General features: G+C 69.4%; 13 protein-coding genes. 3 read left to right on the top strand and 10 right to left on the bottom strand.

The annotated features are described in order from the left end of the window. The first annotated feature begins 110 nt into the window (after positions 1-110). Both WMF12_RS06100 and WMF12_RS06105 read left to right on the top strand, forming a co-directional pair. Positions 111-2,120, top strand: coding sequence for an ATP-binding protein (locus WMF12_RS06100; RefSeq protein WP_437868426.1), 2,010 nt, complete (start codon positions 111-113; stop codon positions 2,118-2,120). Beyond that, positions 2,104-2,481, top strand: coding sequence for a response regulator (locus tag WMF12_RS06105; RefSeq protein WP_437868427.1), 378 nt, complete (start codon positions 2,104-2,106; stop codon positions 2,479-2,481). Before WMF12_RS06100 ends, WMF12_RS06105 begins: the two co-directional genes overlap by 17 nt. Positions 2,482-2,599: 118 nt before the next feature. Here the strand turns inward: WMF12_RS06105 and WMF12_RS06110 are convergent, their stop codons facing one another. Then, positions 2,600-3,262 (bottom strand): glutathione S-transferase family protein, encoded by a 663-nt coding sequence (locus WMF12_RS06110; protein ID WP_437744684.1) that lies wholly within the window; start codon positions 3,260-3,262, stop codon positions 2,600-2,602. Between the two features lie 93 nt (positions 3,263-3,355). Next, positions 3,356-4,363 (bottom strand): aldo/keto reductase, encoded by a 1,008-nt coding sequence (locus WMF12_RS06115; RefSeq protein WP_437868428.1) that lies wholly within the window; start codon positions 4,361-4,363, stop codon positions 3,356-3,358. A gap of 57 nt (positions 4,364-4,420) precedes the next feature. On the opposite strand from WMF12_RS06115, the gene WMF12_RS06120 reads away from it, so the two are divergent. Continuing rightward, positions 4,421-5,332 (top strand): LysR family transcriptional regulator, encoded by a 912-nt coding sequence (locus WMF12_RS06120; RefSeq protein ID WP_437868429.1) that lies wholly within the window; start codon positions 4,421-4,423, stop codon positions 5,330-5,332. 126 nt (positions 5,333-5,458) lie between these two features. On the opposite strand, the gene WMF12_RS06125 is transcribed toward WMF12_RS06120, so the two are convergent. The 8 genes from WMF12_RS06125 to WMF12_RS06160 all read right to left on the bottom strand — a co-directional run bounded on the left by WMF12_RS06125 (position 5,459) and on the right by WMF12_RS06160 (position 13,745). Next, on the bottom strand, positions 5,459-6,412 hold the full coding sequence (locus tag WMF12_RS06125; RefSeq protein WP_437868430.1) for a serine/threonine-protein kinase: 954 nt from the start codon (positions 6,410-6,412) through the stop codon (positions 5,459-5,461). Positions 6,413-6,470: 58 nt separating this feature from the next. Then, positions 6,471-7,070, bottom strand: a complete 600-nt coding sequence (locus tag WMF12_RS06130) for a DUF3267 domain-containing protein (RefSeq protein ID WP_437868431.1) — start codon at positions 7,068-7,070, stop codon at positions 6,471-6,473. A 43-nt stretch (positions 7,071-7,113) separates the two neighbouring features. After that, entirely contained in the window at positions 7,114-7,776 is a 663-nt protein-coding gene (locus WMF12_RS06135; RefSeq protein ID WP_437868432.1) for a TfuA-related McrA-glycine thioamidation protein, read from the bottom strand. Then, the gene (locus tag WMF12_RS06140) at positions 7,760-9,121 is read right to left on the bottom strand and encodes a YcaO-like family protein (protein ID WP_437868433.1); all 1,362 of its coding nucleotides are present in this window, start codon (positions 9,119-9,121) and stop codon (positions 7,760-7,762) included. Before WMF12_RS06140 ends, WMF12_RS06135 begins: the two co-directional genes overlap by 17 nt. Before the next feature lie 24 nt (positions 9,122-9,145). Then, a complete protein-coding gene (locus WMF12_RS06145; protein ID WP_437868434.1) occupies positions 9,146-10,210 on the bottom strand; it encodes a T3SS effector HopA1 family protein in 1,065 nt (354 codons plus the stop codon). Next, on the bottom strand, positions 10,207-11,385 hold the full coding sequence (locus WMF12_RS06150; protein ID WP_437868435.1) for a phosphotransferase family protein: 1,179 nt from the start codon (positions 11,383-11,385) through the stop codon (positions 10,207-10,209). The genes WMF12_RS06145 and WMF12_RS06150 overlap by 4 nt, the downstream gene beginning before the upstream one ends. 110 nt (positions 11,386-11,495) lie before the next feature. Further along, on the bottom strand, positions 11,496-11,669 hold the full coding sequence (locus WMF12_RS06155) for a hypothetical protein (protein ID WP_437868441.1): 174 nt from the start codon (positions 11,667-11,669) through the stop codon (positions 11,496-11,498). 240 nt (positions 11,670-11,909) lie between these two features. After that, positions 11,910-13,745, bottom strand: a complete 1,836-nt coding sequence (locus WMF12_RS06160) for a vWA domain-containing protein (RefSeq protein ID WP_437868451.1) — start codon at positions 13,743-13,745, stop codon at positions 11,910-11,912. Between the last annotated feature and the right edge of the window lie 62 nt (positions 13,746-13,807).

Raw genomic sequence — 13,807 nt, forward strand, 5'->3', positions numbered from 1 at the left:
ACCAGGTCCGGGGCGCGTACGTTGCCGGATCGCTGGGGGGTCGGTCAGCGTCATTGTGGATTGCTTGACAACCTGATGGCCCTTCGCACGATTCCTCATCGTGGGGGAGCATGCGTACCGGACCCGACGATCACACGGAGCCAGGCGCGCTCGCTGTCGAGCACGCCCGCCACCCGGGGCCGGGCGAGCCCGCGGAGCGCGCTGAGCGCGCGGGCCTCGGGCCGCATAAGGCCGCCCCGGGCTGCCCGCCGGAGCAACGTGCGGACGATCTCGGGACGAAGAGCCCTCCCCCGGGGAGCGGCCGAACAACCCAGTCGAGCACGGTCGCGACCGACATCCCGACGGACATCGCTCGCAAGTGGCAGGAGATGACCGATCTCCTCGCGGAGATCCTGCGCGTCCCGGCCGCTCTGATCATGAGAATCGAGCCGCCGGAGATGGTCGTCTGCGTCTCCAGCGAGTCGAAGGGGAACCCTTTCGCGCCCAACGAACGAGCGCGCCTCGGCTCCGGGCTCTACTGCGAGAGCGTGATGAAGACCCGAACGCCGCTGCTGATCCCTGACGCCCTGAAAGACGAGCAGTGGAAGTCGAATCCGGACATCGAGCTCGGGTTGATATCCTATCTCGGCTTCCCGATCACCTGGCCCACGGGGGATATCTTCGGAACCATCTGCGTGCTGGATGACCGCGCGAACCATTACAGCAAGGCCTACCAGGCGCTCATGCAGCAGTGTCGCGACGTGATCGAGATGGACTTGAAATCCATCTTCGCCCTCGATGCTCGCCTGACAGAAGAGGCCCGGGCAAAAGAGCGGCTGGAGCAGCAGGTCGCCGAGCGCACCGCCGACCTGCGCCATGCCAACGCCCAGCTCAGGCAGAAGATCGCCGAGCACGAGCGGACGGAGGCGGCGCTGCGGAAGGTCGCGGAGGAGTGCAGGTGCGCGGAGGAGGCGTTGCGCACGAGCCAGGAGCTCCTGCGCGCCATCGTCGACAGCTCGACGGCCATCGTCGCCGTCAAGGACATCGACGGGCGCTACCTCCTCGTCAACCGCCGCTTCGAGGAGCTGTTCGGCGTCGCTCGCGAGGCCATCGTGGGCAAGAGCGACGATGACGTGTTCCCTCGGGAGCACGCCGAGGCGCTTCGCGCTTTCGACCGGCGGGCGCTCCTCGCTGGGACGGCGCTGAAAGACGAAGAGGTGATGCCCGAGGACGACGGCGTGCACACCTATCTCACCATCAAGTTCCCTCTGCGCGACGTCGCCGGCGTCCCGTACGCGGTGGGCGGCATCTCCACGGACATCACGGAGCGGAAGAAGATCGAGGCGGAGCGCGCCCTGGTCCTGGAGCACGAGCAGAGGGCTCGGACCGCCGCCGAAGCAGCGGTGCGGATGCGCGACGACTTCCTGTCGATCGCCTCACATGAGCTCTATACCCCCATCGCGGGCCTGAAGCTCGCCGTGCAAGGCTTGATGCGCGAGGCGACGACGCTCCCCGCCGGCGCGACGAAGCTGGCCAGGATGGCCGAGCGGCAGTGCCAGCGGCTCGTCAGGCTCATCGAGGATCTGCTCAACGTGGCTCGGATCCAGGCAGGCAAGCTCGATCTGAAGCTGGGAGACGTCGATCTCCGGGCGCTTTCGCAGGAGGTCGTGGAGCACTTCGACGTGGAGCTGAAGCAGGCAGGAAGTACAGTGAGTTGGCGGGCGGACGCTCCCGTGGTGGGCATGTGGGACAGGGCCCGTCTGGAGCAGGTGGTGACGAACCTGGTGCTGAACGCCATCAAGTATGGGAGGGGCAAGCCGATCGAGATCAGCGTCGCGGCCGAGGGCGAGGTGGCCAGGCTGGTCGTCGCCGATCGCGGCATCGGGATCGATGCGAGCTGCGCGCCGTACATCTTCGAACGCTTCGAGCGAGGCGTCTCGGCGCAGCACTACGGCGGCCTCGGCCTGGGGCTGTACATCAGCCGCCGGATCGTGAACGCCCATGATGGCTCGATCCGGGTCGAGAGCGAGCTCGGCGCGGGGGCTGCCTTCATCGTGGAGCTCCCCCTGCGCCGGCGCTGCCACGCTCTGCCGACCGAGGTGTCTCTGCCGGCTGGAGGTCCCGATGAGCCCGCAGGATGATCATGACGACGGTGTCATGATCGTCGATGACGACGGCGGGTTTCGCTCCGTCGTGGAAGAGCTCTTGCAGGCATGCGGCTACGAGGTCGTCTGCGCGGAGAACGGCGCGGTGGCGCTGGATCTGCTCCGCCGCGGCCTCCGCCCGAGCATCATCCTGCTCGATCTCATGATGCCGGAGATCAACGGCTGGGAGTTTCTCGCGCTCAAGCGACGGGAGCCCGCGCTGGCGGACATCCCGGTGGCGATCCTGTCGGGCGTCGACTCACTGGAAGCCAGAGCAGCCACCCTGGACGTGTGTGCGCTGCTCAAGAAGCCGATCGATCTCGACACCCTTCTCGCCGTGGTCGCGAAGACACGATGAGCTCGTGTCGGGGAGCTCGTTCGGCGCTCGAGACATCATCCAGCGACGGCGTCGACCCCGGCGAGAGCGGCGAGGGGTCGCGCCCATGGCGATGGCTGGTCGCCTACGGCTGACCTGCTCACCCGCGCCGACCGGCGGCATCGAAGCGCGGAACCTCCGGGAGCTCCGGGGCATCGAGCCCCGCGAACGGATCGCGCCAGGCGTCGAGCTGCCACAGGCGCGCGTGCCAGGCCGCGACGCGCGGGTAGTCCGAGAGCGGCAGGCCGGCGAGATCCGCGAACGGAAGCACCGACGCCACGCGAAAGTCTGCATACGAAGCCGCGCTCCCGACGAGCCAGTCCCTGCCGCTCAGGACCTGTTCGAGCAGCGTCGCCGCTTCGGCAAACCCCGAAAGCCCCTCCGCCACGAGGTCGTCGCGGATGGGACCGAGCCCGTAGCGCTGCTTCGTCACCCGCTCGAAATGGACCTTGTCGCACGCGGCGACGAAGTTGTGCGTGCCCCAGCTCAACCAGCGGATCATCTCCGGTTGCGCGGTGCCCGTGCGCCAGAAGTCCGAGCCCGTGAGCTGCGAGAGGCGGCACGCGATCGCGTCTGTCTCCCAGAGCGACTGGTCCCCCTCGACCAGGATGGGCACGCGCAGGTTCGGATTCAGCGCTCGAAACTTCTCCCGCTGCGACGGGTCGAGAGGAGCCGCGTGGACGTATTCCACAGGTGCATCGAGGTGGCGCGCCACGGCGACGGCGACCCGTGGATTCAAGTTTCGGCTGAAGTACAGTTTCATGGATCTTCCTCTCCAAGGCCCTGAGATCACAGGCCGCAGATGGCTGTTGCCCGATCAATTCCTCCATGCATCGACGATGAGGCCGCCCTGAGGTCACTTCTCGCTGTCGAGCATCGCCATCATGGGCGCGGGGTAGCGGGTGCCGGCGATCTCCTCCGCGGGGACGGCGGCCTCGAGCTCGGCGAGGTCGGAGGGCGAAAGCGCGATCTCGAGGCCGGCGAGGGCATCCTCGAGCTGCTTCCGCGTGCGCGCGCCCATCGTCGGGATCACCGTGACGCCCTGCGCGGCGCCCTTGGCGCGGACCCAGGCGATCGCGAGCTGCACGGGGGTGACGCCGCGCCTCTCTGCGAGGCGAACGAAGGCGTCGACGAGGGCCTGGTTCTTCCGGGCGTTGTCGCCCGAGAAGCGCGGCAGGTGGGCCCGCATGTCGCCCGCGCCGGCCGGCTTGCTCCCGGCCAGCAGGCCGCGCGAGAGCACGCCGTACGCGGTGACCGCGACGCCGAGCTCGGCGAGCGCGGGAAAGATAGTCGCCTCGGGGCCGCGGCTCACGAGCGCATACTCGATCTGGAGGTCCACGATCGGGTGCACCTTCGCGGCGCGGCGGATCGTCTCCACGCCCACCTCGGAGAGGGCGATGTGGCGGACATAGCCCGCCTTCACCATGTCGGCGATGGCGCCGATCGTGTCCTCGATCGGGACCGCCGGGTCCAGGCGCGCGGGCCGGTAGATGTCGATGTAGTCGACGCCGAGGCGCGACAGGCTATGGGCGAGGAAGCTCTTCGTCGCCATCGGACGGGCGTCGAATCCGAGGAAGGTGCCGTCGGGCGCGCGCAGGCCGCCGTACTTCACGCTGAGCACGGCCTTGTCGCGCCGGTCCTTGATGGCCCGGCCGACGAGCATCTCGTTCTTGCCCATGCCGTAGAAGTCGCCGGTGTCGAGGAGGCTCACGCCCCGATCGAGCGCCGCGTGGATGGTCGCGATGCTCTCCGCCTCGTCGCTCTCGCCGTACCAGCTGCCCCCGCCCATGCTCATGCAGCCGAGGGCGAGGGGGAAGACGGAGGGGCCAGTTTTGCCGAGCTTGGTGGTGTTCGTCGTCGTCATGCCGTCACCCTAGGCGCTCGCGTTTCATTGCTCCAATGAATAGTATGTATTCTCGACATGCCTGACGTTTATGGGAGAAACCTCGACCTGAACCTGCTCCGCGTCTTCGCCGTCGTCGCCGAGGCGGGCAGCGTCACGGAGGCGGCGAGCCGGCTGTACCTGACGCAGCCGGCCGTGAGCGCCGCGCTCCGGCGCCTGACCGCGACGATCGGCGCGCCGCTCTTCGTGCGGAGCGGGCGCGGGGTCGCGCTGACGAGCCGCGGCGAACGGCTGCGCGCGTCGCTGAAGCCGCACCTCGGCGCCCTGATCGACGCCGCGCTGGCGCCGCCGACCTTCGACGCGAAGACGTGCGAGCGCACCCTCCGCCTCGGGCTCTCCGACACGGCCGAGGTGTGGCTGCTCCCGCCGCTCTTGCGCGCGCTCGAGCGCGAGGCGCCGCGCATGCGCGTCGTCGCCGTGCCCGTGCAGTTCCGCACCGTGGGCGCGGCGCTCGCCGGCGGCGTCGACGCGGCGATCACGGTCGCCGACGATCTGCCTTCGAACGTCCGCCGGCGGCGGCTCTTGAAGACCGGCTTCACCTGCCTGTACGACCCGCGCCACGCGCGCCTGCGCAAGCTGACGGAGGCCCAGTACTTCGCGCACGATCACGTCATCGTCTCGTACAACGGGGACCTGCGCGGCTTCGTGGAGGACCTGCTCGGCAAGACGCGGAGGATCCGGTGCTCCGTCGCGAGCTTCTCCAACCTGGGCGCGCTGATCGACGGCACGGCGATGCTGGCGACCGTGCCCGAGATCGTCGCCGACGACATCCGCGCCGTCAGGCCGCACCTCCGGACCAAGCCCCTGCCGTTCGAGGTCCAGCCCGGGTACATGGAGCTGCTGTGGCCCGCCGCCACGGACGACGACGAGGCGTGCAAGTTCGCGCGGGAGAAGATCGTCCAGATCGCGCGGCCGCTGAGCAAGAGATGACCTGCCTGCCGGCCCGTCAGCGCCCATCGACCCGGAGAGAGTTCCATGAAGGCACGAAGATCATCGATCTTTCTTCCGGCCTTCCCGCCTTCTGGATCCACCTGGAGCGCGGTCTGCCCCCGGTCCCTACGCCCCCGTCGCCCCGCGCGGCTGCCGCGCCGCGGCCGTCGCATAAGGCGGCTCGCGGCCGGCGCGCACGGCGGCGAGATCGGCGCGCATCGTCCTCGCGTCGGGATATCGCTCCTGCTTGAGGAAGGCGAGGGCGCGGTCGACCACGGCGCACAGGCCGGGCGGCGCCGTGGGGGCGTGCATCGCGAGGGGCGGCGCCTTCTCGGTGGCGACCGCGATGAGCAGGCGCGCGTCGTCGAGGTTGCCGTGGATCGTGCGGCCCGCGAGCAGCCGGAACATCGTCGCTCCAAGGCCGAAGAGGTCCGTCCGGCCGTCGATCTCGTGGATGAGGCCCAGGGCCTGCTCGGGCGCCATGTAGTCGTCGGTGCCGATCGACACGCCCGTCTTGGTCTTCGTCATCTCCGGCACCCCGGCGACGTCCTCGAGCAGCGGGTCGAGGACGCGCGCGAGGCCGAAATCCAGCACCCGCACGCGCCCGTCGTTGCCGATGTGGAGGTTCTCGGGCTTGAGATCGCGGTGAACGACGCCGTGCTCGTGCGCCACGATCAGCACGTCGAGGACCCGCTCGCCGAGCGCGAGCACCTGGCCGACAGGGAGCGTCCCGTGCCGCGCCATGCGGTCGAACACGGTCTCTCCCTCGAGCACCTCCATGGCCATGTAGACAAGGCCGTCGTCGGTGGCCCCGGACTCCAGCACCTGGGGGAGCCCGTCGCAGAGCGGCGCCACGGCGGCCAGCGCGCTCCCGATCGGCCCCTCGCGCAAGAACCGCTTCCGCACCGCCTCGATCTCGGCGAGCTCGGCGTGCAGGACCTTGAGCGCCGCCACGCACCCGTCCGCCCGGCGGCAAAAGAAGACGCTCGCCATGCCGCCGACCCCGAGGACGCTCTCCACCGTCCAGGGGCCGATCCGCGTGCCGACGCGCTGCTCTGCCAGCTCCTCTTCGGTCACCATGGGGCGATGCTACCACCGGCGGCTGCCCGCCGGGCCTCGTCCCGCGCCGGTTTGAATTTCACTTCTCCCGGGAGGGTCCTGGCAGCGCATGGGACCGTGATCGAGGGGGCGCGCCGGGGGGGCCGCCGACCCCTCCGCGGGTCAGCCAGAGCGCACGAATGTCGCCGCTGGCCATCACCAGGAGGATGAACCCGTAGAACGTCAGCCAGCCCAGCCCCGTGGCGATCCCGACGACTGCAGGAAGGACCCCCAGAACGACGGCCGGCAAGAGCAGCGACCGAACATAAGCGCGGCGGCTCAGCGGCGCGTGACATCGGACGAAGACCAGGAGCTGCGAGAGGCGGACGACGAGCTCGATCCGCCGCCACGGCACCCGCCCGAAGACGACATACCCCACGGCGTGCAGCAGCTCATGCATGCCCAGGCTGACCGCGAACACGAGGACGATCGCCCACCGCGACAGATCCACCGGGAAAGCGAAGGCGCCGCGATCGATGAGCCCCTCGTGGAGAGGTCTGCCCCACAAGAGCCGGTGCGGCACGAGCGTCGCCATCGCGGCTGCCGGGAGGACCAGCGCCGCCGTCAAATACGCGCGCGCCGACGGCTGCGCGGCGCGCGCCGACGGCGCGGAAGGGATGGAGGAAGGGGCGCCGCTCATGACTGGCTCGCTGCTCTCCGTCCTGCTCTCCCCTTCACGCGGTTCACCCAGCATCGGCAAAGCGCTTGATCTCCCGGAGGAGGAGCAGCGCATCGTCCCGCTTCGCGTCGGGAGCCCTGGTCTTGATGTAATCGGCAAGGGCGAGCCGCTCCCCTTCAGGGACCTTCCCCTCGGCGAGGCTCAGCATCATCGGATAGGTCCGATCCGGGAAGTAGACGGCTTGAATCAACCGCAGCAGCGTGCGCTCCGTGTCGGCACGGATCACCTGCTCCCGGACGGCACCCTCGAGCGCGATCCGTATGTTGACGAGAGGCACCGACGTCGCCCGCCCGCTGTCCGCGTCGTAGACGAGGGCCACCTCGTCCTCCGCCGTGAGGACCTCGGTGTGGTACATCTCGAAGATGCGCCCCACGCCGATCATGCCGTAAGGATGGAGCTCGACGGCGCGGAGCGCGCCCATGCTCGAGGAGCCGAAGACCTTGACGCCGGCGTCGAGCGCCGTCAGGAGCTCCTTGGGCGAGATGGCGAAGCTCTGAAAGAACTTCCCGTCGATGACGCCGATCAACCTGGGCGGCGCCTTCATCAGCGCGTCGATGTCGCCGCGGCGGATCGGCGGGCGGTAGTCCGCCTCCAGGACCCGCCGGGCGTCGTCCACCGCCAGGCTCGGGCCGATGAAAATGACGATCTGCTCAGGAGAGAGGGGCATTGTCCAAACCTCGCGGCCGGCGCAGGCGGTTCGCGTTCCAGTACTTCGTCGCGCGCTTGCCGATGCGACAGTGATCGGCGGCCCATGACTCGGCGCCCGGCACGATGACGCGCGTCACCGGGACGCCGAGGTCCGGATGCGTCAGGTCGACCTCGATCGCCGTATCGAGACCGACGGAGCGGAGCCTGTCCAGCATGAGCTTGATGTCGTCCAGCGTGTCCTCATTCCTGGTGCGCTCGACCTCCTGCAGCGACTTCTTCTCCTCGCTGGCCCGGATGAGCCAGTTTTTCTGGTTGATCCGGGCAACCCGCCTCGTGTGCGCCATGAACGGGGGGACGTCGTCGGTGGGCTCGCTCATGTCCTCGCGCACGCCCTGGATGTCCACCGCGCGGCTCTGCGCGACCTCCGTCAAGGCGCGTGTCGCGGCGATGATCCTGTCGGGGTGCGCCCCCGCGCCCAGGTGCGCGCGCGGCAGCGCGGGCGCGACGTCCTCCACGACCGTCGCGATCATCACCGGGATCCCCGTGTCGGACGAGACATGGCGGATCCGCGCGGGCAAGCCCGCGGCCGCGAACATCTCGAAGACCCTCTTCAGGTCCCCCTCGAACGTCGCCGGGTCCAGCTCCGGATAGAGGTCGCCGTCGTCGTCGAAGGGCTGCTCCGTGCTGCCCACCCACTCGATCTTCGGCAGGCCGGCCTTGGCGCGCGCGGCCTCCCAGTGCGCGCGGGGGAGCCAGTGAGAGAGCACCTCCGCGATGGTCCACGAGTCCCGCTCGATGATCTCGCAGAGCGCCTGCGACACCGCCTCTTCGTAGGTGTTGCCCGCCGAGAGGCCGTTGCTCGAGCTGACGGCGAAGCTGCGCAGCCCGGTGTCGAGCTCCGCGAACAGCCACGCGAGGTCGTACGGCACCAGGACCTCCTCGCCCGTGGCGAGGTCGTGCCCCACGGTCCACGCCGCCTCCTTTTCGTGCGTGTAGCCCTCGACCAGCGGCAGCAGGATCGTCTTCGGGTCGAGCGCACGGCGCTCCCTGGACAGCCGCGCATAGGACCCCCGGATCATGGGCCCGCGACCGCCGAGGCCGGACTGACGCTCGAAGGCTTCCATGATGGCGCCGGCCCTGGATCCCTCGTGGGTCGCCCCCTTGCCGTTGTAGACCGACAGGATGTCGCGCGATCGAGGCACCACCGAGCTCCACACCGGAAGGCCGATGCGGTCGAGACCGGTGATGTCAGCCACGCGGGTGATCCCCGCGCGCTTCATCAGCGGCCTCACGTGCTCGAGCGTCTCCTCCGGCGTTCTACAGCGGTGAAAATTGGGCAGCTTGGGCGAGCTCTTGAGTCGCATGTCGCTCCTCGAAACCGGTGAAGGTCATACGATGTCCAGCGGGGCGAAATCGTCCGACGAGCCTGGGTTCAGGTACGGGGACATCGGGTTCACCCCCCCGTGCTCGAGCTCGCGCAGGATGTACCGTCTCCGGCCCTCCGCGCTCTCGACAGCATCGGCGAACGCGCGCGTGAGGCCGCGAGCCACCAGGGTGCAACGATGCTGGCCGAAGCTCGGCCGGAACACACCGTCCGTGGCCGGCTCCTCGGCGACGGCGATGCCCGGCGCGAGCGGGCGCGTGAGGGACGGGGTCTCCGCGTTGAGGTGAGCCCTGAAGGCGCGGACCATGCCCTCGAGGACCGGCTTGACCCGCCCGTAGTCCTCGCGCAGGACGTAGGCCACCGCGGCGTCCGGGCGGGGATAGAACCGCGGATTGTTCAGAACCTTGAGCGAGAACTGCGACAGCGAGGGGCTCAATGCCGCCGTGAGCAGCTCGACGAGCGGCGGAGCGGCCTCCGGATCGACGTTGATGTAGATGCGCAGGAGCGGCTTGCCCGCTTCAGGGGCCGCCGGGCCCCGATCCCCGACGGCCGTGTAAAAGCCGGGGTACATGTAGGGCCGATGGTGGGGGAAGCGAATGGACACGACCGGGGGCGCGCCCGGCGGCACATCGCCGGCAAGGTCGCTCTCCCGCACGAGGAGCGTGATGCCGGCCTTGCGCGCGAGCCACTCCTCCTCGTGGCGACCGACGATCTCCCAGCCGCCGTCGGCGTATCCTTTGCCTCGGTTGGCCGAGCGGAGCGAGAGGCCGAGCGCCTCGTCTTCGCGCGCTCGAATGGGGACCTTGGAGATCTCGTTGCTCCGCGCGTTGGCCGCCTCCCTGGGATCCCTCAGATAGAAATGGCCGTAGATGAAGTGCGCGAAGCCCGCCGGAACAGCGGGCGCCCGCGCGTCCGGCGAGAGCGCCGGCAAGCCGTGGTCCGGATGGTCTTCGACGTCGGGCTGCGCGACCGGAACATGGACGAAGTCTCCATCACCCGACACGCGGAGCTCGGCGGCCATCCTCCCGAACACACGAAGGTACGGGTTGTTCGCTGCGGTGCGCGTCACAGGAGCCCCTTCGCGATGATCCGTCCAGCGTGCCTGGGCTGGCCGACCAGGGTTCGCCCCAGGTGCAGAGAGTAGAAGGCCGCCGGGTGGATCCCCCCGATGCTCTCGAGAGAGCCCAGGACGCGATGCAGCAGGAAGACCCCGGCGAGCTGCACACAGCGATCGATGAAGCCGTCGGGCCCGGACAGCGTGCGCCCGGAGGCCTCGGCGTAGCTCTCCAGAACCACCTGGATGGCGTGCTGGACACGATGGAACGGGATCGACGCGCCTCGAACCCAGGAGGCGAAGTCGCTGCCCTGTTCGGCGCGGATGGATTCGACCCAGTAGTAGAGGAGCTGCCCGATCAGGGCGCCGAGATCCCACAGCGGGTCACCCCAGCCGCCCATCTCCCAGTCGATGAACACGGGGCTCGGGTCGCCTTCGGCGGCGGGGTCGATCAGGATGTTGTCGTCCCGGAAATCTCCGTGGATGAGGCAAGCGGGGCGCCACTCCGCGCGCGCCGCGCCGAGGGGCTCGCTGAGGGCCTGCATGACGGCGAGCAGGAGGACGAACCCGTTTCCCGGCGCGTTGGCGAGGTCGTCCGGCGTGATTCGATCGTAGCTCGGAACGGGGTTGATCGCCTGGTAGGTCGCGCGCTCTTCGTCCGTGAGCTCCGCCGCCGCCGATACGGTGTGCATCGTCGCGAGCCGTCCGGCGGTCGCGCGCAGCAGGGGATCGGCCGGCGGGACCCCGAGGGAGTGGATCGTCCGGTGAAGCGGCAGGCCCGCCGTCACCGTCACGTTGTCGGGCTCGTCGTAGACGACGAAATTCGCAAGGACGTGCCTGAGCCCTTCGAGATCTTCGCGCTGAGAGACGAAGCGCAAGAGCATCCCTTCTCGGCGAGCACCCACGGGGGGGATGGCGGCGAAGGGCTGCTTCAAGAAGAGCGGACGGTCTCCTTCGGTCTCGACGAGCGCGGCGAACGCTCGCCCCGACAGGAGCGTCACCCGGACGTCGCCGCGCGGGTGGAGCAGGCCGTGACGCGCGAGCCACCCCTCGACGCTCGCAGCCTCGAGATGCTGGATGTTCCCCAAGGAAGCCAGCCGCGCGTCGCGGTGGAGAGGAGACGGGAGGCTGCCGCCCCATGTCATCCCACCGTTGGGGCCCTGCGGTGAATCTGACCGAATCTTGGTCATGAGAGGATATCGAAGTCGACGAGGGGTTCAGGATGTGAAGGACGAGACGCTCGTCCCGGTCACGACATGGCAGCCTGCGAACGGAGGGGTCGAGCGCGCGGGCTCCGCGGCTACTTCAGGACCTGCGCGAGCGCCAGGGCCGATAGCAACGACGACTGCGCGGCTGTTGTGTAGTTGGCGAGCACGTACCGCTCGAGGGCCTCGGGCGTGATGTCACAGCCGAACAGGTCCATCTCGCTGGCACCTTGCTCGGTCACCTTGTCGTCCTGCTTGATCTCTTGCATGGGAATGTTCCTTTGTGGTGAAAGACTTCATTGCTCGCCATGGTGGTAAGGGTCATGGCAGCATGAGCAACTTACGTAGCCATGTCGGTGCCCGTCAATCGAATTCCGGCGAGCGTACCCGCCGGCACGGCCATGCGATGCGCGCTGCGCGATGCGCCCTCGCCACGACGGCGTGCATGACGTCAGCGCAAGAAGTTACCAGGCCACCTGTAAATGGGGTCGAGAGAGCGATGCTGGAGGTCAGCGCCCCGTGGGCGTCCCCGACTGAGCGAGCGCCTGGACCGCTCGCCATAGCTGGGTCACCACGTCGCGATCCAGGCCGACGGTAGAGAGCTTCCCGAGGCACCCGGCGCAGACATGACCGGCCTGGAGCTTGATACCCACCTCGGCCTTCTGCTGGCAGAGGTCGAAGAGGCAGGCGAGGGTCTCGGTGTGCAACAGCTTCGCGGGCTCATAATCGGCGGAGAGGGCGTGTAGCCCGTAGAGGAGCAGCTCGTAGGCCACGAAGGACGCGGCTGGCAAGGAGATGAGCTGATCCAGGCCGGCCAGCGAGATTACCGCCGTCCGGTGTCCCGGATGCCAGTGCGAGAACCAGCGGTCCGGCAGGGGCTGCTCCACGAAGACCACCTTGAGGGCGCCGGGGTCCAGCGCGTCCGCGTCGGCGACCAGCTCATCCTCGCCGCGCTGCGAGAGCGGATCGGCACGGATCGGGGACCCCTGGAACGACAGGTCCACGTCGAAGGCCGGCGCCCCCTTCACACCGCCGAGCGCCTGGGATGCCGTCCGGAGCAGCGGGGCCAGCCGCGCAGCCGTGGGGACCCCGAGGACCCGAGGGCCCGGCCGGGCGCGGCCGCGGCCGCCCATCTTCATGGCCATCATCGCGTCGTAATAATGGCTCTTCTTGCTCAGGGAGGACATCGGCCTGGAATAGGCATCTCGCTCGGCGTCGAGCCGGTCCGCCTCGGCCCGGATCTCGGGATCCCCGTCGGCGTAGCCTCGGAGCCGGTTGGCCGCGTCGGCCAGCGTGGACGCGGCTTCCTGCCACCGGCGATCGTCGTTGAGCCCCAGGGCCACCCGGCGAGCGCGGGCGGCGTCGAGCGCAGCCGCGGCCCGGAGCACCTCCGGATCCGCCGGCTGGGCGCGGACCTGCTCCTCCGCGACCCGAGGCCATGCCAGCGTCCAGGGCTCCTTCGACAGCGCGCCGTCCCGGTCCGTGAGCGCGACGTCGACCAGGTGCGTCTCGCCGATCGCGCCGGCGGGGAAGCGCAGCCGGAACATCGGGGCCAGCACCATCCCGCCCGGGAGCGAGCCGAGCGAGAAGGAGCAAGTCCCGCCGTCGCGGGTGCAGGGGTAGTCATTGAGCGACTCCACCTCGACGCCCTCGGGCGCGCGGATCAGGAGCGCGGCGTCGCGGGCGACCACGGAGAGCACCTCGCCGATCTCCCGGCCGACGAATCCAGGGAGCTCGTCGGCGCGCGCAGCGAAATAGAAGTTGCCGCCGCCCTCCTCGGAGAGGCGGCCCAGGAGGAATTCATTGAAGCCCTCGCCCAGGCCAATGGTGCTGGTGGTCACCCGGCGCAGCCGCTGGGAGCGGGCATGGGAGGTCAGCTCGTCGGGCGAGGTGATCCCGTGGTTGGCCTGGCCGTCGGTGAGCAGGAGGACGCGGCCGATGGCATCCTCGGGCAGGTGCGCGCCCACCTCGGCGCAGCCGCGGAGCCAGCCGCCGCCCAGGTCGGTGTTGCCTCGCGCGGTCACCGTGTCGAGCGCGGCCTCGGCGCGGAGCCGCGCCCCGGGCGTGGCCTCGGTGGAGGGGATGGGCACCTCGACGTGGTGGTCGAAGGTGACCACGCTGAAGCGGTCGCCGGGCTGGAGGGTGCGGATGGCCTGGCGAGCAGCTTCCAGCGCGAGCCGGAGCTTCTCGCCGGACATGGAGCCGGAGCGGTCGATCACCAGCGAGAGGTGGACAGGCTTGCGGGCCTGGCTCCCCTCGGGCCGGGGTACCGTGATCTCCACCCGGAGCAGTCGCTCCGAGGGCTCGGCGGGGAGCCATGGTCGATCGGGGCGGGCGTTGAACATGGCACCATGGCACACCCCGCCCCGGGCTGCCGTCAACGGGTCGATGGCTCTCGCAGGCCGGC

The organism is Sorangium sp. So ce363 (genome assembly GCF_051520435.1).
GTDB classification, from domain to species: domain Bacteria; phylum Myxococcota_A; class Polyangia; order Polyangiales; family Polyangiaceae; genus Sorangium; species Sorangium cellulosum_B.